20 protein-coding genes are annotated in these 24385 nt (G+C 39.3%); 15 read left to right on the top strand and 5 right to left on the bottom strand.

Annotation, left to right across the window (positions count from 1 at the left end):
• Positions 1-26: 26 nt before the first annotated feature.
• Positions 27-2603: an ATP-dependent chaperone ClpB gene (gene clpB, locus ATS76_RS03305; protein ID WP_058551016.1), complete on the top strand. Its 2577-nt coding sequence runs from the start codon at positions 27-29 to the stop codon at positions 2601-2603.
• A 64-nt stretch (positions 2604-2667) separates the two neighbouring features.
• On the opposite strand, the gene ATS76_RS03310 is transcribed toward clpB, so the two are convergent.
• Positions 2668-4215, bottom strand: a complete 1548-nt coding sequence (locus tag ATS76_RS03310) for a methyl-accepting chemotaxis protein (protein ID WP_058551060.1) — start codon at positions 4213-4215, stop codon at positions 2668-2670.
• A gap of 429 nt (positions 4216-4644) precedes the next feature.
• On the opposite strand from ATS76_RS03310, the gene gshA reads away from it, so the two are divergent.
• Together gshA and ATS76_RS03320 are read left to right on the top strand one after the other, a co-directional pair.
• On the top strand, positions 4645-6222 hold the full coding sequence (gene gshA / locus ATS76_RS03315) for a glutamate--cysteine ligase (protein ID WP_058551017.1): 1578 nt from the start codon (positions 4645-4647) through the stop codon (positions 6220-6222).
• Positions 6223-6357: 135 nt separating this feature from the next.
• Positions 6358-6972 carry a transglycosylase SLT domain-containing protein gene (locus tag ATS76_RS03320; RefSeq protein ID WP_058551061.1) on the top strand — a complete coding sequence of 205 codons (615 nt, stop codon included), beginning with the start codon at positions 6358-6360 and terminating at the stop codon, positions 6970-6972.
• Between the two features lie 43 nt (positions 6973-7015).
• Here ATS76_RS03320 and ATS76_RS03325 read toward each other — a convergent pair whose 3' ends face one another.
• Both ATS76_RS03325 and ATS76_RS03330 read right to left on the bottom strand, forming a co-directional pair.
• Positions 7016-8287, bottom strand: coding sequence for an HlyC/CorC family transporter (locus tag ATS76_RS03325; protein WP_152995619.1), 1272 nt, complete (start codon positions 8285-8287; stop codon positions 7016-7018).
• A 61-nt stretch (positions 8288-8348) separates the two neighbouring features.
• Positions 8349-9155: a cytochrome C assembly family protein gene (locus ATS76_RS03330; protein ID WP_058551018.1), complete on the bottom strand. Its 807-nt coding sequence runs from the start codon at positions 9153-9155 to the stop codon at positions 8349-8351.
• A 251-nt stretch (positions 9156-9406) separates the two neighbouring features.
• Between ATS76_RS03330 and ffh the strand changes: the two genes are divergently transcribed.
• The 6 genes from ffh (at position 9407) to tyrA (ending at position 14698) form a co-directional block, all read left to right on the top strand.
• Positions 9407-10786 carry a signal recognition particle protein gene (ffh, locus tag ATS76_RS03335; protein ID WP_006792800.1) on the top strand — a complete coding sequence of 460 codons (1380 nt, stop codon included), beginning with the start codon at positions 9407-9409 and terminating at the stop codon, positions 10784-10786.
• Positions 10787-11046: 260 nt separating this feature from the next.
• Positions 11047-11295: a 30S ribosomal protein S16 gene (gene rpsP / locus ATS76_RS03340; RefSeq protein WP_006792801.1), complete on the top strand. Its 249-nt coding sequence runs from the start codon at positions 11047-11049 to the stop codon at positions 11293-11295.
• Between the two features lie 17 nt (positions 11296-11312).
• A complete protein-coding gene (rimM, locus tag ATS76_RS03345) occupies positions 11313-11849 on the top strand; it encodes a ribosome maturation factor RimM (RefSeq protein WP_058403461.1) in 537 nt (178 codons plus the stop codon).
• Positions 11849-12616, top strand: coding sequence for a tRNA (guanosine(37)-N1)-methyltransferase TrmD (trmD, locus tag ATS76_RS03350; protein WP_058551019.1), 768 nt, complete (start codon positions 11849-11851; stop codon positions 12614-12616). The genes rimM and trmD overlap by 1 nt, the downstream gene beginning before the upstream one ends.
• Positions 12617-12649: 33 nt before the next feature.
• Entirely contained in the window at positions 12650-13009 is a 360-nt protein-coding gene (rplS, locus tag ATS76_RS03355; RefSeq protein ID WP_008132530.1) for a 50S ribosomal protein L19, read from the top strand.
• 555 nt (positions 13010-13564) lie between these two features.
• The gene (gene tyrA, locus ATS76_RS03360; RefSeq protein WP_058551020.1) at positions 13565-14698 is read left to right on the top strand and encodes a bifunctional chorismate mutase/prephenate dehydrogenase; all 1134 of its coding nucleotides are present in this window, start codon (positions 13565-13567) and stop codon (positions 14696-14698) included.
• Positions 14699-14760: 62 nt separating this feature from the next.
• On the opposite strand, the gene ATS76_RS03365 is transcribed toward tyrA, so the two are convergent.
• Positions 14761-15918 carry a chorismate mutase gene (locus tag ATS76_RS03365; RefSeq protein WP_058551021.1) on the bottom strand — a complete coding sequence of 386 codons (1158 nt, stop codon included), beginning with the start codon at positions 15916-15918 and terminating at the stop codon, positions 14761-14763.
• Positions 15919-16276: 358 nt separating this feature from the next.
• Here ATS76_RS03365 and ATS76_RS03370 point away from each other — a divergent pair, with 358 nt between their 5' ends.
• A complete protein-coding gene (locus ATS76_RS03370; RefSeq protein ID WP_058551022.1) occupies positions 16277-19288 on the top strand; it encodes a bifunctional diguanylate cyclase/phosphodiesterase in 3012 nt (1003 codons plus the stop codon).
• Between the two features lie 14 nt (positions 19289-19302).
• Here ATS76_RS03370 and ATS76_RS03375 read toward each other — a convergent pair whose 3' ends face one another.
• Positions 19303-19632, bottom strand: a complete 330-nt coding sequence (locus ATS76_RS03375) for a translation initiation factor (RefSeq protein ID WP_058403457.1) — start codon at positions 19630-19632, stop codon at positions 19303-19305.
• A gap of 134 nt (positions 19633-19766) precedes the next feature.
• Between ATS76_RS03375 and ATS76_RS03380 the strand changes: the two genes are divergently transcribed.
• From ATS76_RS03380 to ATS76_RS03400, 5 genes are all read left to right on the top strand, one after another.
• Positions 19767-20072, top strand: coding sequence for an STAS domain-containing protein (locus ATS76_RS03380; RefSeq protein ID WP_058551023.1), 306 nt, complete (start codon positions 19767-19769; stop codon positions 20070-20072).
• Positions 20072-21724 carry a SpoIIE family protein phosphatase gene (locus ATS76_RS03385; RefSeq protein ID WP_058551024.1) on the top strand — a complete coding sequence of 551 codons (1653 nt, stop codon included), beginning with the start codon at positions 20072-20074 and terminating at the stop codon, positions 21722-21724. The genes ATS76_RS03380 and ATS76_RS03385 overlap by 1 nt, the downstream gene beginning before the upstream one ends.
• A gap of 56 nt (positions 21725-21780) precedes the next feature.
• Positions 21781-22440 (top strand): GAF domain-containing protein, encoded by a 660-nt coding sequence (locus ATS76_RS03390; protein WP_058551025.1) that lies wholly within the window; start codon positions 21781-21783, stop codon positions 22438-22440.
• A gap of 80 nt (positions 22441-22520) precedes the next feature.
• Positions 22521-23711: an amino acid aminotransferase gene (locus tag ATS76_RS03395; protein ID WP_058551026.1), complete on the top strand. Its 1191-nt coding sequence runs from the start codon at positions 22521-22523 to the stop codon at positions 23709-23711.
• Positions 23712-23794: 83 nt separating this feature from the next.
• Positions 23795-24295 carry a helix-turn-helix domain-containing protein gene (locus ATS76_RS03400; protein WP_058551027.1) on the top strand — a complete coding sequence of 167 codons (501 nt, stop codon included), beginning with the start codon at positions 23795-23797 and terminating at the stop codon, positions 24293-24295.
• The last annotated feature ends 90 nt before the right edge of the window (positions 24296-24385 follow it).

Raw genomic sequence — 24385 nt, forward strand, 5'->3', positions numbered from 1 at the left:
TTAGATTTTTTAATAGGTAACCCCTCATGCGTTTAGATAGATTTACAAGTAAATTTCAATCTGCGCTTTCTGATGCGCAATCGCTGGCCCTTGGGCGCGATCATCAATTTATAGAACCCGTTCACCTAATGTATGCACTCCTCCAACAGAGTGGTTCAAGCGTTCGTGCCTTGTTTGCTCAAACAGGTGTCAGTGCAGACGAGCTTAATACAAAGCTGTCTCAAGAAATAGAAAAGCTTTTTAAAGTAGAAGGTGTTGGGGGCGACGTACAGTTATCAAATAATATGGCTACGCTCATAAATTTATGTGATAAATACGCTCAAAAGCGCAAAGATAAATTTATTTCGAGCGAACTATTTGTGTTGGCTGCATGCGACGATAAAGGGCCGCTTGGAGATATATTTAGATCACTTAATATCACTGCAACAAAAATAGAAAGCGCTATAAAAGCAATCCGTGGTGGTCAAAAGGTTGACGACCCGAATGCGGAAGAAACGCGTCAAGCATTAGAAAAATACACGATTGATTTAACCGAGCGTGCCGAGCAAGGTAAGCTTGACCCTGTTATAGGTCGAGACGACGAAATACGCCGTACTATTCAGGTATTACAACGCCGAACAAAAAATAATCCGGTACTAATCGGTGAACCGGGAGTGGGTAAAACAGCCATAGCAGAAGGTTTAGCACAGCGTATTATTAATGGTGAAGTACCTGAAGGGCTTAAAAATAAACGTGTACTTTCACTTGATTTAGGCGCGTTAGTTGCTGGTGCTAAATTTAGAGGTGAATTTGAAGAGCGTTTAAAATCGGTTTTAAATGAGTTGGCAAAAGAAGATGGCCAAGTCATTTTATTTATTGATGAAATTCATACTATTGTGGGTGCAGGTAAAAGCGATGGTGCAATGGACGCAGGCAATATGCTCAAGCCAGCATTAGCACGCGGCGAGCTACATTGTGTGGGGGCGACTACGCTTGATGAGTACCGTAAATACATAGAAAAAGATGCAGCCCTTGAGCGTCGTTTTCAAAAAGTATTAATTGAAGAACCCTCAGTTGAAGACACAATTGCAATATTGCGCGGCTTAAAAGAGCGTTATGAACTGCATCATTCAGTTGAAATCACAGACCCTGCAATTGTTGCTGCCGCTCAGTTATCGCATCGGTACATTAGCGACCGCCAGTTACCCGATAAAGCAATAGATTTAATTGATGAAGCCGGCTCTTCAATTCGTTTGCAAATTGATTCGAAGCCGGAGTCATTAGATAAACTTGAGCGCCGTATTATTCAGTTAAAACTCGAAGATAATGCACTTGCTAAAGAAAAAGATGAAGCCAGCCAAAAACGCCGTAGTGAAATGCAAGAGCTCATAACCGATCTTGATGGGCAATACCTCGAACTTGATGAAATTTGGAATGCCGAAAAAGCATCACTGCAAGGTACGCAAGTAATTAAAGCGGAGCTTGAACAAGCTCGGCTTGATTTAGATGTAGCTCGAAGAGCAAGTGATTTACAGCGTATGTCTGAGTTGCAATATGGTCGTATTCCAGAGCTTGAACGCAAGTTAGATTTAGCGTCACAAGCTGAAATGCAAGACATGACGTTGCTTAAAAACCAAGTAGGCGAAGATGAAATTGCAGAAATACTCTCTCGTTGGACAGGTATTCCTGTATCTCGAATGCTACAGGGGGAACGTGAAAAACTGTTGCAAATGGAAGATAAACTGCATAGTAAAGTAATAGGGCAAGACGAGGCCGTTGTTGCGGTGTCTAACGCTATTCGTCGCTCCCGAGCTGGGCTTGCTGATCCAAACCGACCTATTGGCTCATTTTTGTTTTTAGGGCCAACAGGCGTAGGTAAAACAGAGCTTACTAAAGCCCTTGCTGGGTTTATGTTTGACACAGAAGATGCCATGGTGCGCATTGATATGTCTGAGTTTATGGAAAAACATTCTGTTGCCCGTTTAGTAGGTGCACCTCCTGGATACGTAGGGTATGAAGAAGGGGGCTATTTAACAGAAGCTGTTCGAAGAAAGCCATACTCGGTCATACTGCTTGATGAAATAGAAAAAGCACATCCTGACGTGTTCAATATTTTATTACAAGTACTTGATGATGGTAGGCTAACCGACGGACAAGGGCGTACTGTTGATTTTAAAAATACCGTGATCATCATGACCTCAAATTTAGGTTCAGATATTATTCAAGAGCAGGCGGGTAATAATGATTACGCAACACTAAAATCAAAAGTAATGGATGTATTGATCAGTGAATTCAGACCTGAGTTTATAAACCGCATTGACGAAACCGTGGTATTTCATCCGCTTGCGAATCAGCATATTAAAGAAATTGCTGACATTCAGCTAATGAAATTACGTGAACGTTTAACTGAGATGGGGTACTTATTAGAAATTAGCGACCCAGCTCTCGACACTATTGCTGCAAGTGGATTTGATCCTGTGTATGGTGCACGTCCATTAAAACGAGCCATTCAACAAACAATTGAAAATCCGTTGGCGCAAAAGTTACTTAATGGTGATTATATTCCGGGATGTGTCATTGTTATTGATGCTGGCAGTGATGGGTTAGTATTTACTAGCCGGTAAATAATTATAAAAACCGCTTAGTTGCCTATCTCCTGAAACTAAGCGGTTTTTTAACCTATAATGTTTATACTTTAAAAGTTAAAAGCAAGTCATTTACTTTTCGTGAGCCTTCAACCAGTTCTGCTGCACCTTTAGCTACTTCAAAGCTTAAACTCAAATTGTTATCGCCAAAGGCTTTAATATCAGTCACATTGTTGCTGATATCGTTACTCACCATTTGTTGCTCTTCTGCTGCAGACGATATTTGAATGGCTAAATGCGATATTTCACTAATTTGAGAAAAAATACCTTCTAGCTCCACTTGCGTTTTTTCTGTGGTACTTACGCAATTATCGGCTTGCTCTTTTGTGTCTTGCATCACTTTTGACCAGCTAAATAAAGTATCTTGTATTTCTTTTATTGAGCTGTGAATTTGTGTTGTAGCACTTTGCGTACGAGACGATAAAGTTCTTACTTCATCGGCAACGACAGCAAACCCTCTGCCATGTTCACCCGCTCTAGCTGCTTCTATTGCTGCGTTAAGTGCAAGTAGGTTTGTTTGATCTGCAATGCCTTCTATTTCACTCATTACCTGACCAATCTTATCAGCTTCTGAGGCCAAGCTACTTGCAGTGGTTGCTGCATGCTCAACTTGCACTGCTAATTCAGAAATCATATTGCTATTATTGGCAATGTGTATTTTGATTTCAGAGCAGCTGCTATGTGTTGTGTTTACTTTATCGGCCGTTTCAGCTGTGTTTACTGAAATTTCGCCAATGGTCGATCCCATTTGAGTCATTGCAGATGCAATCTGTTCCAAGCGCTCACCCTGAGAAGCAATTCCTTGCTCTGTAAGTGTTGATTGTTTGTCTAAATTAGTCGCAATACTATTAAAGTTAAGAGTTGAGTCTTTCATTCGCCCAAGTACAGTACGCAACTTGGCATTTAGCAGTTGCTCTTTGTAGTCACTAACGCTGTGGGCTGTGGTACCGCTGTATATATAGCGAGAAACAGAGTCCGATTTAGCTTTATGCTCGCGCAATATTTTAGGGGTTGCAACAAGCTCATCGTAATTTAGGGCGATTACTAATATACAAACAATAATGTTAAGCAAAGTAATGGCTAATGTAGCAAATACTACAGAGCTTATTAACCAAAGTAACACACACGCGATGGTAATACTCTGCCTTACTCCGGTTTGTTCGCGAATACTGAACAATGATTTATTGGCATTGAGGGTGTTGTATAAGCTTTGCGCTTTGTTTTTGAGCGCTTGACTCGGTTTTGTTCTTACTGATTGGTAGCCAACAAGCTGATCATGTTCAAAAATTGGCGTAACAAAAGCGTCAACCCAATAGTAACGGCCATCTTTACAGCGATTTTTGACCATGCCGCGCCAAGAATGACCCTGTTTTAATGTGTCCCACATTTCTTTGAAAGCCGCTTTGGGCATATCTGGGTGGCGAACTATATTATGATTTTTGCCAACAAGCTCTTGTATTGAGTAACCAGCAACGGTGCAAAACTCTGTATTAGCGTAGGTAATAACACCGCGTAAATCGGTTGTTGAAACAAGCTCTTGTGTCTCATCAAAATGAACTTCTTCATTAATTAGTGTTTTATTACTGTGCATTGTATTCACTATCATCCTTTTTAATTAATTGAAGTATATTCAGTTATTTATACAAAGCAAAATTACAGCTCGTTTATGTTTATATTTGAGGTAAATCTAATGCTTTATTGATCTGTATCAAGTTTTTTTAGTTAACAATGTTTACCAAATAAAGTTTGAATTGTTTATTATTAATTACAGGTCTTTTGAACAGCTTGGTTTAATACTGCTTTATTAGCAAATAGCTACGTAAAGCAATTGTATAAAGTGAATAGCAATGGCAAGATTACAACATCATTGCATGAAGATAGTTATATCAAGCGTATGCTCAAATCATGGATATGAGGACTAATTGAAAAAACTATATTGTTCTTAACAATTTAATCTTGAGTAATCGGTAATTAGCCCCCATAACCGAATGATTACGCCACGTGGCCTGAGGAAATATTTTTGACAACACATGATCTAACAAATGCGCTTAACGCGTTATCAACTGGTGAACACCAAAACGCAATTAAGGGCATTAAGCGTGGCATTGAACGCGAGTCGCTAAGAATTCAAAGTAACGGTGCTATTTCTTCTCAAGGTCATCCAAAAGGGGTGGGGAGTGCATTAACTAACGGGCACATAACGACTGATTTTTCGGAGTCTTTACTCGAGTTTATTACGCCTGTTAGCGAGTCATCAACACAGACCCTGAAGCAGCTGCGCGACCTTCAAAAATTTACGCTTGAAAATATGGGTGATGAACTGCTTTGGCCCATCAGTATGCCTTGTTTTATAAATCATCAAGACGATATTGTACTTGCTCAGTTTGGTAGCTCAAATATAGGTAAAATGAAGACGCTTTACCGTGAAGGGCTTAAAAATCGATACGGCAGTATGATGCAGGCTATTGCTGGTGTGCATTTTAATATCTCTTTTCCAGAGTCACTTTGGAAGTCTCTGTACTCGTTAAAGCAAAGTAATGCGAGCTTGCAAGATTTTATATCTGATGGTTATTTATCCCTGATAAGAAACTTTAAACGTGAGCTGTGGCTTATTAGTTACATGTTTGGCGCATCGCCTGCACTGTGTAACTCATTTTTGCAAGGTCGAAAAACAGATTTACCATTTAAAAAGTTAGGTAAAGGCACCTTATATTTAGAGGTAGGAACTGCTCTGCGTTTAGGTAACTTAGGGTACACAAATAGTGCACAATCGTCGTTGCGTGTTATGTATAACTCGCTTGATGAATACGTTGCCGGTTTGAAAAAAGCTATCAATACGCCATCAGATATATACAGTGACATTGACGACTACACTAGCGAACAGCCAAAACAGTTAAATAAAAACATTCTTCAAATAGAAAATGAGTTTTACTCGCCAATTCGCCCTAAACGTAATGCAAACAGTGGTGAGGCACCAACGGATGCATTATTAAGAGCAGGTATAGAATATGTTGAAATTCGTGCACTAGATGTAAATCCGTTTAGTGAAGTGGGTATCGATATAGAGCAAATTCACTTTTTAGATGTATTTTTAACGTATTGCTTATTAAAAGATTCACCACAAATGGACTGGCAAGAACAAGCTCGTAGTACTGAAAACTTAGATGCGGTGGTAAATCAGGGCAGAGAGCAAGGGTTGATGCTCAATGATAATAATACTCCGCGTAGTCTGCAATCTTGGGGTCATCAAATATTCTCTCAATTAACAGATGTTGCAAAGTGGATGGATAAAGCTTACGGCGTTAGTTACTACTCAGAAACAATTGAGCGCATGAGCACATGGGTCACTGACTCTTCACTTACTTACTCTGGGCGATACGTAGCAAAACTAAAAGAGTCAGGTTTAGACAATGGTCACTTTGCTCTAGATTTAGCAAATAAGTATAAGAAAAGCCACGTAAACACAGACTACAGTGAGTTTTTAAAACCGTGGCTTGAGCAGCAAGTTGAGCAGTCAAATGAAGCCCAGCGTAGTATAGAGGATGCAGATACGCAGTCGTTTACAGTGTTTTTAGATGATTACTTCCATAAAAACTGATACTCAACACGTACGCAAAAAAAACGCAGCCCTATATGGCTGCGTAAATACTATTCAGGGATGAAACAATGCTATACAGCTGCATTAATTATTACGACCAACACTTTTTATAAAAGTTCAGTGAGAACACAAAAAATGAACAAAAAAGCACTTATTTTATCTCTCACTCTCGCTTTTACCCTTGCCGGGTGTGCTACAGCGCCCCCTAAACAGCCAAATGATCTTTGTAAAATTTTTGAAGAAAAGCCTGATTGGTATTTTGATGCAAAAGACGCGCAAGATAAATGGGGCTCTCCTAAACATGTGCTCATGAGCATGATGTATCAAGAAAGTTCATTTAAACACGATGCAGCGCCACCAATGGAATACTTTTTGTGGATCATACCAACAGGTAGAGCAAGCTCAGCATATGGCTATTCACAAGCCAAAACTCCTACTTGGGCTGATTACGTTCGTGAAACAGGGAACAGCGGAGCTGATAGAGATGACTTTGATGATGCAATCGACTTTATGGCATGGTTTGTTTATAAAACGCATAAAGTAAGCGGCATTTCTAAATGGGATGCTTACGCTCAATACCTCAATTATCATGAAGGTTGGGGTGGATATAAACGTGGCACTTACAAGAAAAAAAAGTGGCTCATGAGCGTAGCTAACAAGGTAAAAAACAGAGCAAGTCGTTATGGTGCGCAATTAAAACGATGTGAGGATGAACTTGATAAAGGTTGGTTGGAACGGTTATTTACGTAATCGAAAAACAGCGTAAATAAGGAGCCTATTGGCTCCTTATTTGTTATTGGCGAGTACGCTTTTTAGGCTGTATTTTAACTAACTTAATCATGTTTTCTTTTACTTCGAGTACTTCTAATGGATAACCCGCAATACGTAAGCTGATATTTGCGTCGGGGATATCTTCTAAATATTCAACAATTAAGCCACTCAATGTTTTAGGGCCATCAAGAGGGAAGTCCCATTCCATTTCTTTGTTTAAGTCACGAACGTTTGCGCCACCATCAACAATAAAGGAGCCATCAGATTGCGTAGTCACTTCTTCACTTGGTGTACGCGTTTGAGTGGTAGTAAAGTCGCCCACCACTTCTTCTAAAATGTCTTCAAGTGTTACTAATCCTTGAATATCGCCGTATTCATCGACCACTATACCAATTCGCTCTTTGGATTGTTGAAACTTAAAGAGCTGGGTATTTAGTGAGGTCCCTTCAGGGATAAAGTATATTTCGCGAACGGCACGCAACAGCGACGGTTTGTCAAACTGCTCTTTTGTTAAAAGGCGCAGTGCATCACGTGAGTGAATAAAACCAACGGCATCATCAATGTTGTCACGGTACAGTAAAACACGCGTATGCTGCGCATGTGTTAGTTGACGGCTAATTACTTTCCAATCGTCGTTTATATCAATCGCCACAATTTCGTTACGTGGGATCATAATGTCTTCAACAGTGACTTGCTCTAAATCTAAAATAGAAGTCAACATACTCTGGTGGCGAGCAGGTAATAAAGCACCTGACTCATTAACTACCGTTTTTAATTCTTCTTTACTCATGCTGTGCTCATCAATTTGAGCCGCACTAATACCAAATAAACGTAATATGCCGTTAGTTAGCCAGTTTACAACTACAACAAACGGGAACATTATTTTAAGTAACCCTTTAAGGATTACTGAGCTTGGGAAGGCTACTTTTTCAGGATAGAGCGCTGCAAGTGTTTTAGGCGTTACTTCGGCAAATATAAGTACAACTAAGGTAAGCACACCTGTTGCTACCGCAATACCTAAATCACCATATAAACGAATACCTATGATAGTGGCTACTTGAGCCGCCGCTATATTTACTAAGTTGTTACCAATTAAAATGAGACCTATAAGCCTATCGGGACGGCTAAGTAACTTACTGACTCGTTTAGCTGCGCGGTGATCTTGCTTTGCAAGATGTCGCAAGCGTATACGATTGATTGACATGATCCCGGTTTCTGAACCAGAAAAATAAGCAGAAAAAAGTACCAATAATCCTAATGTGATAAACAGGGTACTTGTCGATATGTCGTCCAACGATGGATCCTTTTTTTATAAATCAATACGTATTAAGCTAGAGTGAGCTACTAGAGTCAAGTTAAAACTTGTTTAGCACCACTTCTTGTACAAAACGGCTGCCAAAATAGGCCAATGTGAGGATAAATGCTGCAACCATGATGGTAATGACCACAGGTTTACCACGCCAGCCTTGTTTAATATGGCCAAGTGCGACAACAACAAAAATTGCCCATGCTACCAACGAAAGTATGGTTTTATGGATAAACTCTTTGGCAAACATGCCATCGAGAAATATAAATCCGCAAACGAGCGCAACTGTAAGCAGTGCAGTGCCAAGATTAAGAAGTTGGTATAACTGGCGCTCCACTACCATCAGTGGAGGCAAATGACTGTGCACAATAGCGAGGTCTTTGCGCTTAAGGCGTTTGTCTATAAAGTAAAATTGTACGCCGTATAAGGTTGCAATAATCAAAATACAATAAGCAAGTAAGGAAAGTGATATATGAGCAACCAAACCAAGCTCAACGTCTATACTTTGCAGTAATATATGATGGGGTATAAATAAGCTCGCAACAGTTAAAAGCGCTGCAAATCCATACACCACAGGCAATAATAAAGTAGCTGGGAACTTAAGCGACACGGCAGTGACAGATACAACAATAACCCAACAAGTCAGCAGTGCTACATTTACGATGCTTAAATCTTGTCCGTCAGATCTAAATACCGAATTTACCAATAACAGCATATGCGCCAATATAGCGACAGTACTTAAAATGACCGTTATTTTTTGGCTAGGGCCTTGTTTATGAAAAAGCCGTGAAAGTACATGTGACGTTGCTAACACATAAAATATACTGGTGATAATAGTTAAACTGATAATCAGCATTTTGCTTGGGCCACTTAATTTGAGTCAAAAAAAATCCTTTCAAGTACAAACGCATTGTATTTTATAGCAACGCAAATGAATAGACCTTAAAAAAGAAACTTAATTCACTGCACTTGAACACTGTATTGTCCGCCACTATTTACGGTATACTGTTTTTAATTCAAATTTAATAATATCAATATCATTAGTCGAGCCGCTAGTTAAATCGGCTGCGTAATTAAATTGGTATAACGTTTTATCGGAACCGATACATGTTTGAGAATCTCCAAGAACGATTAGGTAAAACCTTAAAAAATATCAGTGGCCGTGGCCGCCTAACAGAAGACAATATCAAAGATACTCTTCGCGAAGTGCGCATGGCCTTTTTGGAAGCCGATGTGGCTTTGCCAGTTGTTCGCGATTTTGTAAAGCAAGTTAAAGAACGTGCAGTGGGGGTTGAAGTAACTAAAAGCTTAACGCCTGGACAAGTGTTTGTAAAAATTGTGCGCGAAGAGCTTGAAAAAGCAATGGGTGAAGCAAACGAAGAGCTAAGCCTTAATGCACAACCGCCAGCAGTTGTTATGATGGCCGGCCTGCAAGGTGCGGGTAAAACGACCAGTGTGGGTAAACTTGCTAAGTTTTTAAAAGAGCGCAAGAAAAAATCAGTGCTTGTTGTAAGTGCCGATGTTTATCGTCCTGCAGCAATAAAACAGCTTGAAACGCTAGCGACGGAAGTTGATGTAGATTTCTTCCCAAGTGACATATCACAAAAGCCAGTTGATATTGCTACAGCTGCTATTACTCACGCTAAAAAGAAATTTATCGATGTGGTACTAGTTGATACTGCGGGTCGCTTGCACGTGGATAGCGATATGATGGATGAGATTAAAGATCTTCATTCAGCGATAAATCCAATCGAAACACTATTTGTTGTTGATGCTATGACAGGTCAAGATGCGGCAAATACTGCAAAAGCATTTGACGAAGCTCTACCGCTTACCGGTGTAATACTAACAAAAACAGATGGTGATGCTCGAGGTGGTGCTGCTTTATCTATTCGTCACATAACCGGCAAACCAATTAAGTTTATGGGTGTTGGTGAACGCACCGATGCACTTGAACCATTTCACCCTGATCGTATTGCATCGCGAATTTTAGGCATGGGTGATGTACTTTCATTAATCGAAGAAGTCGAAATGAAAGTGGACAAAGAGCAAGCTGCAAAAGTTGCCGAAAAAGTATTTAAAGGTGCCGGTTTTACACTTGATGACTTTGCTGATCAGTTAAAGCAAATGAAAAATATGGGGGGGATGATGTCGATGCTTGATAAACTCCCTGGCATGTCTAACTTACCAGATGCTGTGAAAGGCCAAATGGGTGATAAAACATTTATCCAAATGGAAGCCATTATTAGTTCTATGACAAAGCAAGAGCGTGCTCGTCCTGAAATAATTAAAGGGTCGCGCAAAAAGCGTATTGCAGCTGGTTCAGGCACACAAGTACAAGAGATAAATAAGCTACTTAAACAGTTCACGCAAATGCAAAAAATGATGAAAAAAATGAAAGGCAAAGGCGGCATGCAAAAAATGATGCGCGGTATGAAAGGGATGTTACCACCTGGCATGATGGGTGGCGGCGGTCCAAAATTCTAGAAATTGAATAAGCATTGTGTTTAATTTAAGCACAATGAATACAAAAAGGGAGCATAACGCTCCTTTTTTGTTGAATAATTTATGCACTCAATACTGCATTAGCTCTAATTTTTAGCCTAGATCACGGTTTAACCTACTAAACTGGCTTTTTGCTTCACTTCTTACTTGCGTTATTGCTAAAAACTCGTACAATTCACCGGCTCCCCATACTGGGGAGTAAATCTTATTAATGAAAACAGTCAATCTATTTAGAGGACGGTATGGTAACTATTCGTTTGCAACGTGGTGGCGCTAAAAAACGCCCTTTCTATCAAATTGTGGTTGCGGATAGCCGTTTCTCGCGTGACGGTCGCTTCATCGAGAAAGTTGGTTTCTTTAACCCAATCGCTTCGGGTCAGGAAGAAAAACTTCGCTTAGATTTATCTCGTGTAGATCACTGGGTAGGTCAGGGCGCAGGTCTTTCAGATCGTGTAGCTAAATTAGTTAAAGACGCTCGTAAAGCGGCTTAATAGGCGTAAGTGTAACCATGAGTCAAGAGAACACCTCATCAATAATTGTCGTAGGAAAGCTCGGCGCCCCTTATGGTATAAAGGGCTGGCTTAAGGTACATTCATTTACTGATGATCCCGCAGGGATCTTCGATTTCAGCCCGTGGTTGATAGGGCAACAAGGTAAATGGCAGTCCTTAGAAGTGGTCGACTGGCGTCGCCACAACAAAGGCTTTATCGCTAAATTTGCGCAAGTAAACGACCGAGACGAAGCAATGGCTTATACCCATGCAGAAATCTCAATGGATGCAACGCAATTACCAGAACTCCCGCAAGGTGAGTTTTATTGGCGAGATCTCATTGGCATGTCGGTTATGACTGATAAAGGTTATAACTTAGGCATTGTTGATGACTTGATGGAGACAGGCTCAAATGACGTACTGGTTGTGAAAGCAAACAGTAAAGATGCATTTGGTCAATCGGAGCGTTTAATTCCTTTTTTAACTGACTCAGTTATAAAAGAGGTTAAATACGACGTAAAAGAAATTACCGTAGACTGGGATCCTGGGTTTTAATGACTCAAACTAGTTCATTATGGGTAGGGGTGATAAGCCTTTTTCCGGACATGTTTGATGCTATTACCCAACAAGGGGTTACTGGTCGCGCAGTAAAAAATGGATTAATCGATTTTAACTGCTGGAATCCTCGAGACTATGCTTTAGATAAGCATAGAACCGTAGATGATCGTCCTTACGGGGGCGGACCGGGTATGTTAATGATGGTTAAACCATTAGAAAAAGCCATCCTTGATGCTAAAAAAGCGGCAGGCGACGGTGCTAAAGTAATTTATATGTCTCCACAAGGGCGCAAACTTGATCAGCAAGGGGCTAGCGAATTAGCTAACTCTGAAAAACTGATTTTGATTGCCGGTCGATATGAAGGTGTAGATGAGAGAATAATAGAGTCATACGTTGACGAAGAATGGTCAATTGGTGATTTTATTTTGAGTGGTGGTGAACTACCAGCCATGACACTAATTGACGCAGTAGCGCGATTGGTGCCAGGCGTGTTAGGACACAACCAGTCAGCAGAGCAAGACTCATTTTCGGATGGCTTGCTAGATTGTCCTCACTATACACGACCAGAAACATTGGACGACAAACAGGTTCCTGCTGTATTGCTCAGTGGTAATCACCAAGCGATAGCAAAATGGCGGCTTAAGCAGTCATTAGGCAGAACTTGGTTACGACGTCCTGACTTGTTGCATAACCTAGCTCTGACTGAGGAGCAAGCGGTATTACTCGCAGAATTTCAGCAAGAGTACCAAAAAGCTTGTGGCTAGAAGACAGTTACACCTAGGAAAGTGAGAAACATAATGGCAAAAGTAAACCAAAATATTATTAAAGCGCTTGAAGAAGAGCAGCTTAAAACAGACGTACCTGCATTTGGCCCTGGTGATACAGTGGTTGTACAGGTAAAAGTAAAAGAAGGTGCTAAAGAGCGTCTACAGGCCTTTGAAGGTGTTGTAATCGCTAAGCGTAATCGTGGTCTTCACTCAGCATTCACAGTTCGTAAAATCTCGAACGGTGAAGGCGTTGAGCGTGTATTCCAAACGCACAGCCCTCTTATCGATAGCGTAACAGTTAAGCGTCGCGGTGCAGTTCGCCGTGCTAAGCTTTACTACCTACGTGAGCGTTCTGGTAAATCTGCACGTATTAGAGAAAAACTTAACTAATACGCGCTGTTTATCAACGCAAAAAAACGGGTTGCAGTCTTCGGATTGCAACCCGTTTTCGTTTTTATAAAGGAACACTTATTTGAATAAGACTTTAGGTGTTTTGTAATATTTAACTTGTTTGAGGGGGAAATTATTAACTCTAATCGCGTTAATAATTATGATGCAGAACAATCAATAAGTTTTTGTGCTACCAACAGGGTTTAATAACTAGCAAATAGATTATTCTATTAATCAAATAGGTATTAATTACTCTAACAACCAAAGTTTTCCTAGATGTTATTGAAAATTTTTGTGGTTATAAGCCGTTTTTTTGCGATGCGCAAATTTTTTAAAACATTATTAAGCATACGCTTTGCAATCTAATGTTAAGTTGGTTAACGGTCAGTGAGTTATTTCTCTATTACCTCTGTGCTACAACTTCGGTTTTTACTAATCTATATTTGCTCTGCTCTTTTAACGGTTTACATATCCTGTTAGTATTTATTGTATTGATTAGTTTACCTTCATGTAAATTTATATTTACGATATTTGGTTTTTATGGTGAGATTGAACGTGGCAGATATAAGTGATTTAGCCCAGCTGAGAAAAGGCATAGATGAATGTGATACGCAGCTGGTTGCCTTACTAGCTAAACGTAATGGTATTACCCAAAAAATCGGTGAATTCAAACAGCAAACAGGTGCGCCTTTACATGCACCAGAACGTGAAGCTGAGTTACTAGCAGCAAGGCGGGAAGAAGCAATTAGCCAAAGTGTAAGCCCTGATTTAGTAGAAGACATTCTCAGACGGATGATGCGTGAAGCATATCAAAATCAGCAGGCTAAGCTAGCTTGTGCTGCGCCATTGCTTTCTCCTATAGTTATTGTGGGGGGGCAGGGGGCAATGGGCCAGTTATTCGCGCAGCAATTTATGCGCTCGGGCTACGAAGTTAAAGTGCTAGATAAAGATCAACAAGATGATGCTCACAAAATTTTGAGTGGCGCAAAACTGGTTATGATCAGTGTACCAATTAATGCTTTAGAATCGGTAGTGGCTAAACTACCGAAACTAGATGAAGAGTGTTTGCTTGTTGATATAACATCAGTAAAGCAATCGCCAATTAAAGCGCTAAAGGCTGCACATAGCGGCCCGGTTGTCGGTTTGCACCCAATGTTTGGCCCAGATATTTCACATTGGGTAAAACAAACCGTGGTGGTTTGTGAAGGCAGGCATCATCAAGCGGCCAAAGGGCTATTAGAGCAGTTACAAGTGTGGGGATGTCAGCTTGTAGAGCTAGATGCTAAAAAACACGATGAAGCTATGCAAATAATTCAGGTAATGCGACATTTAACAACGTTTGTTTATGGGCAGTTTTTAGCAAAACAAAGCCATACTTTGGCAGAGTTACGAAGCTGTTCGTCGCCAATATACCAATTAGAACTAATGATGGTGGGACGCTTGTTTGCACAATCTCCGGAACTTTATTCAGATATTATGTTAGCTCAATTTGACGATGTAGAAAGTCTATTGGCTCAATACCAAGATACGTTTGCACAAACACTCGAAAAATTAAGGGATGGCAATAAAGCGGCGTTAATAGATGCATTTGCCGATGCAAAATCTTATTTTTCAGACTCTACTGCGCATTTTTTAACACAAAGCCGCAGCTTACTTAACAAAGCGAATGACGCTAAAGTACTCGACTAAATTTGTGACATTAATAATGCAATCTAAAAGGGGCCGAATCTGGCCCCCTTTTAGTTTTATATTTAAGTATTAACACTGACGGCTTGCAATGTTTCACTTTGGTAGCAGCCTAATATGCGGACATACTGGGTATGTTCTTTAAGTTCTTCTAACGCTTCTTTTACTTGGCCGTCGGCTAGATTTGCCTCTAAATCAACATAAAACACTTCTTCCCACGGATTGCCCGGAGTAGGACGAGATTCCAATTTTACTAAGTTTATTTTGTGTAGCTTAAAAATCATCAGTGCATCAGCAAGTGAACCAGCCTGTTGTTTAGTAGACATAATTAAACTGGTCTTTGTTGGTATTTGATTCGACACATGTAAAGGCTTACGCGCTACGACTATAAACCGGCTGTGGTTTTCGCTTTGGTTAGCTAAGTTTGATTTAATAACTTCGAGTCCTACATTCTTGCCGGCTTGGGCTGATCCAATGGCAGCGCTATTTGGTGTGCTTAGCGCAGATTGAAGCGCCGAGGATGTTGAATCACAGGTTTCTTGTTGTAAATCACCTAACCCTTGCAAAAAGCGGCTGCATTGAGCAAACGGTTGAGGGTGCGCAAATAATTTTGTAATTTGGGCTAGTTGAGTGTCCGGTGAAGCTAATAAACAATGTTCAACACTGTGTGTTACTTCACCAACAATAGAGACTTGCGCATGCTGAAGCAAATCAAATACTTCATTAATGCTCCCTGAGCTTGTATTTTCAATGGGAAGTAAACCAAAGTCGGCTTGTCCGTTTTCTACTTTTGAGGTGATTTCTTCAAACGATGAACAACCAATTTCAACAAGCTTCCCTGGACGACGACTAAAGTATTTATGGCAAGCTAACTGACTATATGAACCTTGTCCACCAAGGTAAGTTACACGATGTGTTTCACTTAAAGCATCAGGGTTTAGATTTTTTTGCAGCATGGCTTGTTGATGCAGTACTGAATCTTCTAAGATTGTTTGAAAAACGTTATTTACATAATACGCATCCAAGCCGAGTGATTTACCGTAACCAATAAGCTTTTCAAGCAATGCTAATTCACGAGCCTCATCACGAATGGGTTTATTATTTGCTATTTTATATTCAACCACGCCGTGACTAATACGACGTCGCTTAGCTAGCAGTACGAGTAAATCAGAATCTATTTCGTTTATATCATGTCTTAAGGTGTTTAAAACATCGTTGGTCATTTTTGGTTTCCTCATTCCAAAATTAATCTGCGTAAACGCAGCATATACAAAAAAGCCTCCCAGTTGGGAGGCTTTACTATTCGATTGATTTATCTCACAAACAGACAAGCCTCTTTATATAAAGAAGCTAAAAAAAGAAAAAATAGTGCGAGAATTAAATATGTTCATGCACTTAATGTATGGAGAGTTAGGAGTAATGTCAATAACATACTTTACTAACATAGTGCTTAAGTATTGATTATTTCAACTTTTGTAATTTTTTTATAAAGTTTACAAAAAATTTATAATAATGAATTTGAATCTGGTATATTTCATTAACAGCTAAATAATAACAATTATTAATAATTAAGGTTGGCTTGTGCTATATAGACGCCCTCCATCGCGTTTTGGAATAAACTCTTTAAGTGTAAAACTGTCGTTACTTATATCTTCAATTTGTTTAATTGCGGGTGTTTGTGCTGCATTTTTTATGCTTAAATCAGAGGAAAAACAGCTGGTTTTTGAAGAGCATGAAGTACTAAAAAGCTCGACCGATTTATTAGTAAGGCAATTTAAAGAACGAATAAAAACTAAAGTAAATATTGCTAAGCAAGCTAACAACATAGTTAATGAGCAGTTATTTCAAAAAAACTCCCCCATTGATCTAACCAGTAAAGCGCAACTACAGTTTAACAGTGATGGTACGATTCGAAGCGCTTCATCTGATGGCTTATCCGCCGCTTTTTTACCACAAGAAAAGTACAGCCCTTTTTACAAACAGCTATTTAATAATTCTGAAGCACTCTGGGATGTTATTTCACCAACATTAGTTTATGACTTCTACAATTTTTACCTTATTACGAATGATGACTTTATTAGAATATCGCCTCCTAATTGGGCGTTAAATGCCCCTGCTGATTTTCGGGTAAGCGCAGGCCCAACTTACAAGTATGTTCGAGAAAGCTTAGGTAACTCAATAGAACCAGAATGGTCAAAAGTTTATTACGATAGGGTGTGGCATGATTGGGTGATCAGTTTACTGGTTCCTATTTATTCGAATAATGAATTTATAGGGGTTACAGGCAGTGATATTACGCTTAATAAACTCGTGTCTTTTTTACCCATAGGAGACAAAGAAAAAAACTTACTCGTTTTTGATAGCAAAGGCCAATTATTAGCTCACCCAGATTTAAGTGCTTCATTACTTGCTGAATACGGAAAAAATAACAAAACAGTAGTTATGGACGAGTTTGTAAACCCACAGCTTAAGTCAATTGTAGGTGAAGCAATTGCGACCAAGCTTCCTGAGTTCGCCAGCTCATTTTTACAAAATGATGAGGCACACTTAATCAATATTCAAAAAATTGATGAGCTAGATTGGTATATAGGCGTTTATAAAAAGCGTTCTTCTACATTATCTGCACTGCAAGATTTAAAGTTTAAGTTTTTTGGCCTATTTATCCTTTACGCTATTTTAGTTGCCTTATTATTGCATCAAGCATTGCAGCATCTTGTGTTACGTCGATTGCATTCACTTGTTTATGCGGTGTCGAGTTTTGGACAAGGAAAACTTGATACTAAATTCCCAGAAGAGAACAAAGACGAAATTGGTACGCTTAACGGTTCGTTTAAAGATATGACGATTGAAATTCGTAAATTAATAGACGGACTTAACCAACGAATTTCAGAAAAAGAAATAGCCGAAAAAGCAGCTAATCGATTATCAAAAGCAGTCGCTTTCTCAGGAACAGGTGTAGTTATAACTGACGAAAACTTTGTTATTGAATACGTTAACCCTAAAATGTTAGAAATGACTGGGTACCCTGAAAGCCACTTTACCCGAGCACCCCTTTTAAATATTGTTGCTTCAGATATGGCGATTTTGGTTGAAGATATTGATATTGATCTTCGTAGTCGCAACTATTGGCGCGGTGATACGTTAATTGAAAGCAAAGGTAAACAGCCTATATGGGTTTCATTGAGCGTTTCACCAATACGTGAAGAGGGGGGCAATATCACCAGTTATGTTGCTTCTGCACAAGATATTTCGTTTGTTAAAGAAAGCCAACGCAAAATGGAACAGCTGGCTTATTTTGACACGCTAACAGGTTTGGCAAACAGAACCTTCTTTAGAATGCAGCTGCGCAAATCTCTTGCACTTGCAGAGCGCGGTCATTACGCCTTTTCACTTTTTTACTTTGATTTGGATGAGTTTAAACGCATAAACGACACCCTTGGCCACGATGCGGGCGATCAATTATTAATACAGGTTGCGAATAGACTTAAAAAACGTCTTCGCTCTGAAGATACTATTGCACGCTTGGGCGGTGATGAATTTGCAGTACTATTGAGTGGTATCGAAAGCCAAGAACACGCAACCGATGTAGCAAATACAATTCAGCAAACACTTAGTATGCCTATCATGCTGGGTAATAATGAGGTCATTATAAGTGCCAGTATTGGTATAACTATGGCGCCGTACGATAGCCTAGAAGAAGACCAATTATTAAAGCATGCTGATTTAGCGATGTACGAGGCAAAAGAAAAAGGGCGTAATACGTTCCACTTTTATAGTCAAGAACTTAATGCGGCAGCAAATGAGCGCTTATTTATTGAAAACGAACTGCGTATTGCATTAAAAGAAGAGCAGTTTGTGGTTTATTATCAGCCACAGATCGATAGCCGTACTCAAAAGGTTGTTGGATACGAGGCGTTATTGAGGTGGTTCCACCCAACAGAAGGGTTAATACCGCCGGATAAGTTTATTCCGATTGCTGAGGCGACAGGGCTTATTGTTGAATTAGGTGAGTGGGTATTACAGGAGTCATGTAATTTTGTTGTGAGATTGACAGAGCAAAACCGTGAAAATAATGTATCTATAAACTTATCTGCTCGCCAATTTAAAGATTCGAATCTTGTGCCAACCCTAAGCAAAATGATTATTACATCAGGTGTTTCGGCTAAGCGCTTACATTTAGAGTTAACCGAAAGCATGTTAATGGGGAACGTAGAGGCCGCTATTACGCAACTTCATCAGTTAAAAGCGTTAGGTATTTCTATTTCAATTGACGATTTTGGAACGGGTTACTCTTCATTGAGTTATTTAAAACGCTTTCCGGTGGATATACTCAAAATAGATCGTTCATTTGTGCAAGATATCCCAGAAGATAGCAATGATATGGAAATTACAGCCGCTATCATAGCAATGGCTCAAAAGCTTAATTTAGATGTCGTTGCCGAAGGGGTAGAAACCATAGAGCAAGTAGAGTTTTTACAAAATAACAACTGCTTTATAGTGCAAGGGTACTATTACAGCCGCCCAATTCCTGAATCTGATTTACCAGACTTATATACAAAGCTGAGTGAAGTACCATTTAAAAAAGTTATGTAGTTTATAGTTGCGGGTTAACCACCCGCAATTTTCACTTTAAATTTTAAGCCTTCTAAAATCGCTTTTAATTTATCTCGGTCATCGCCTTGAACTTCAATAATACCTTCTTTTACAGCGCCGCCTTGGCCCATTTTACTCTTTATTGTTTTAGCTAACTTTTTTAAGTCATGTTCTTTTGGGTCAATGCCAACTACAAGCATTACGCCTTTTCCTTTACGGCCTTTTGTTTGACGCTCAATACGCACAAAACCATCTTTGAAGAGCTTAATATCAAGCTCTTTTTCTGGTTTTGGCTGGTCAATGCGTCCAGTGCTTGTTGAATATACTAAGTGACTATCTGTCATGGTTTACCTTATTCAGTCAAAATGTATTAAATAATGGCGTAAATGATAGCAAATTTGCTGTTGTGTGTTTTTCTTTTTGCTAAATAGTTTTAACAGGTTATATTTAGTCAAAGATACATTTAACGGAGAAATCAATGAATTTAACTACCCGTACATCAGCCGATGGAAAAGCGCTAACAATACAAATAAAGGGAAAGTTTGACTTTAATTTAGTTCAGTCTTTTCGCCAAGCCTATGCACAAATAGACAACGGCACTAATAAAGTTATTGTTGATTTAAGAGAAACTGACTACATGGATAGTTCTGCCCTGGGTATGCTTTTAAATATGAAAAAAACATTAGAAGATAAAGTAACTGTGTTTGAAATTACTAATTGCCAGCCACAGCTTAAAAAAATACTACAAATATCGCGCTTCGATAAGAAATTTGACATTAGCTAATGGCAGCACACGTTCTTATTGTCGATGATCAGGCATTAAACCGTATTTTACTAAGTCAAATGCTTAAAGGTGAGGGGTATCAAATATCGATGGCCTATAACGGCCAAGAAGCCATTAAAATCCTCGAACATGAACCCATAGACATTGTGTTACTCGATGTAATTATGCCCGTTATGGACGGTTTTGAGACCGCCAAAATAATAAAAAATAATTTCAGTGATGTTTATTTACCTATTATTTTTATTACTTCTTTAGATGACAAAGCAAGTTTTGAAAAATGTTTGGAGGTTGGTGGGGACGACTTTATTCATAAACCATTTGATAAAGTAATCCTTAACGCAAAAATTAAAGCGCATAGAAGAACCCGAGAATTAAGTAAAAAAGCGAATCAGCAAAAGCAACTTCTCGAATATCACCATAATCAAATTGAGCGTGAACACGAAATTGTTGAGCATATTTTTAATAATTCGCTCGAAAATCAAGATGGTTTTAAGCAGCACCTCGACTTTAATTTGTCTCCCGCTTCTATGTTTAACGGCGACATGTTTTTAGTTGCGCAAAGTCCAATAGGTAACTTGTATTGTATGCTGGGCGATTTTACCGGGCATGGTCTAGCAGCTGCTATTGGTGCACTTCCTGTATCTCGTGCATTTTATACAATGGTAAATAAAGGCAAGGCCGTTAATGATATTGCTTTTGAATTAAATACGCTTTTATACAACCTGCTACCAGGGCACATGTTTTGTGCGGCGACTATTGTAGAGCTCAGTGCATCTGGAAAAAGTATATCAGCGTGGCTTGGTGGCTTACCTGATGCATATTTGATTGATAGCGAAGGCAATATAAAAAAAACGCTAGAGTCTCAGCACATGGCACTGGGCATATTAGACAAACATGAATTTGAGTACGACTTAATACATTTTGAAGTAAATAGTGATACGCGTTTAGTGCTTGCTACCGACGGCATAATAGAAACGACAAATAAACAAGATGATTTTTTTGCCGAAGACCGCTTTATAGCCACTCTACAAAGTAAGCCTATGATCACCTGTGAGGATATAATTGCACATGTCAGCGATTTTGCACAGGGCTTACAACAACAAGACGATGTAAGCATTGTGCTGCTTAACTGCTTGCCTTTGCCGATGGAAGAAAAGCCCAGAGAACCTTTCTCAACGCTTGCTTTTAATTTGTCATTGAGCCTAAATTCAAAACAAATTAAACAAACTGATCCCGTCTACGACATTGTAAATATTCTTAGTCGTATTGAAGGATTAAATGATCACCGCTCAAACATATTTTTACTCCTTTCTGAAGCTTACAATAACTCACTTGATCATGGTGTTTTAGGATTAGACTCTGCAATCAAACTTCAGGAGGACGGTTTTTTTAAATTTTATGAAATGCGTGAAAAGGCAATTAGTGAGCTAAAAGATGCCATGATCATTATTGATATACGTTATTGCCCAGATACACTTAGCCTCCATTTTATGATTTGTGATTCGGGTCGGGGGTTTAGTAGTCAGTCAAATGATGTAATGAGTGGTAATAATGAATTTGGTCGGGGCCTGTCATTGCTTGAAGAAATAGCAGAAAAAGTGACTTACAACGCAAGCGGTAACCAAGTTGAAATGTGCTATAAGTTGATCTAGCTCTGCGAAAATATCCATGCTATTATCCTCGAAAATTTAGATGTATGGATGGCCAAATGATTTCTTCTTATTTAACACAAGCGCAGTTAAGCGTCGATGCAAACTTAATTTCAGCCGAGCTTGAAAAGCTCGAGAATTATCTTGCGCATACATCTTTGCCAGAAACTCGTTGGCAGTATCAAATACCTGAATTAGGCGAAGGCGGAGCATGTAGCTTATTTGGTTACTTGCAAGATGAGCCTTTCAACCTTGCTGATTTCATAAATAACGATAGCAATACCAATGATAAGCTTGCACAGCTGCAAAGTATTGTTAACTATGTACACTCGCAAACGGGTGTTGACTGGTATGGTATTTATCAATCAACAAACACTAACGAAGGTAAACAACTATTAAAGCTTGCTTATCATGGCGTGCCTAGCCGTCCTTTATTTCCGCTTACACAAGCCTTTGCTGCAGGAAGCAATAACGTTCAAGTGGCTTTATCTCAAAAAGGCCGCATTATTAATAATGTAGAGCAATACTTGGCACAAGGTGGAGAATATTATACCTGTGACCCTAAAGTTAAATCTGAAGTGTGTTTGCCTTTGTTTAATGCTCAAAATGATTGCGTAGGTATTATTGATGCGGAAGCATTTAATAATGATTTTTTTGATGAAAAAGTACTGGCCATTTTAATTGCATGTTGTATTAAAATTCCTCATTCACTAGTGTAAATAACACTAGTCAACGTGATGTGCTTTTATGTTAAGCTAAGCTTAATTGCTAACCCATAAATATAGATAAGAGATAGCCCATGTTCTCAGTATTAAAACCATTACCAACTGATCCGATCCTTGGCCTTATGGCGGCCTACAAACAAGACACAAACCCTAATAAAATTGATTTAGGTGTGGGTGTTTACAAAGATGAGCACGGCAATACACCTGTACTAAATGCAGTAAAAAAAGCAGAAGCGTTCCGTTTGGAAAATGAAACAAGCAAATCTTATATTGGTTTAGCAGGTAACTTAGATTACTGTCAAAAAATGGAACAGCTATTACTTGGTGAGCACCAAGCATTATTAGCAAATCGTGTTCGTACTGCACAAGCACCAGGTGGTACAGGCGCACTTCGTGTTGCTGCTGAGTTTATTAAACGCTGTAATACAGATGCAACCGTATGGGTTACAACGCCGACTTGGGCAAACCACATTAGTTTATTTGAAGCGGCAGGTTTAACCGTCAAAGAATACCCGTACTACGACTACGAAAATAAAGATCTGTTATTTGATGAAATGATCAATACCCTTAAGCAAGTACCAAAGGGTGATGTAGTACTGTTACATGCATGTTGTCATAACCCAAGTGGTATGGATTTAAACGAAGAGCAGTGGAAAACCGTTGCAGAGCTTGCCAAAGAGGTTGGCTTTACACCGTTAGTAGATATTGCTTATCAAGGTTTTGGTTCTTCACTTGAAGAAGACGCACGCGGGCTACGTATTTTAGCCGACGCTGTAGAAGAGTTAATTATTTGCTCTTCGTGCTCTAAAAACTTTGGTCTATACCGTGAGCGTATAGGTGCATGTTCATTAATCGCAAAAGACAGTGCAACAGCTGATGTGTCTAACTCAGTAATGTTAAGTGTGGTACGTAGTATTTACTCAATGCCTCCGGCACATGGCGCTGATATTGTTAACACTATTCTAAGCAGTACAGAGCTTACGCAAATGTGGCATGCTGAACTTGATGAAATGCGTACACGTATTAATGGCCTTCGTAGTTTAATTAAAGAAAGTCTAGCATCAAAAGACATAGCGCAAGACTTTTCGTTTATTGAACGTCAACACGGTATGTTTTCGTTCTTGGGTATTAATAAAGAGCAAATTGAGCGATTACAAAAAGAGTACGGTATATACATTGTTGGCTCAAGCCGCGTAAATGTAGCGGGTGTTAGCAAAGCAAACCTTGATTACTTTGCAAATGCAGTGGCTGACGTTTGTAAATAAGCGTAGTTAATATAAAAAAACCGCACTCCATTAATTGAAGTGACCCCCAATAGTTGGACATTCCAATTACTGGGGGTCTTTTTATGTCCAAACATCACCGAGTTTTCAAGCTCAAAATAGCTGAACTCGCTTTGTCTGAAAGCTCTTCGGCGGTAAGTAACAGATTTAATGTTACAGATAGGCAGGTCCGATATTGGACCGCTATTTATCGAATTCATGGCGCTGAAAGCTTCAGGTCTGTTCACAAACCTTATTCTCTAGCATTTAAGGCTGAAGTGTTAAAAACGATGACAGCAAACAGTTGGTCACTCGGTTATACCAGTGCTTTCTTCGATTTATCGTCCCCAGGCATTCTTTTTCAATGGCAAAAGCTTTATGCTCGTGATGGTATATCCCGTCTTAAACCACAGAGAAAAGGTAAGCCATTCATGACAAATAATTCTTCTTCATCAAAACTAGTAGAGCAAATGACTGAGGAGGAGTTACGAGAAGAATTAGCATACTTACGAGTTGAGAATGATGTGCTAAAAAAGTTAGAAGCCTTGGCTCAAGCCAGAAAGAAAAAAGCAAAGACAAAACGATAGTCGTCGAAGAGTTCAAGGCAAAGCATAGCTTACGACACCTTTTAAAGGCTACAGGGCTGCCAAAGAGTGTTTACTATTATCATCGCACTA

Origin of the sequence: Pseudoalteromonas sp. 10-33 (assembly GCF_001469195.1) — a bacterium.
Lineage (GTDB): Bacteria > Pseudomonadota > Gammaproteobacteria > Enterobacterales > Alteromonadaceae > Pseudoalteromonas.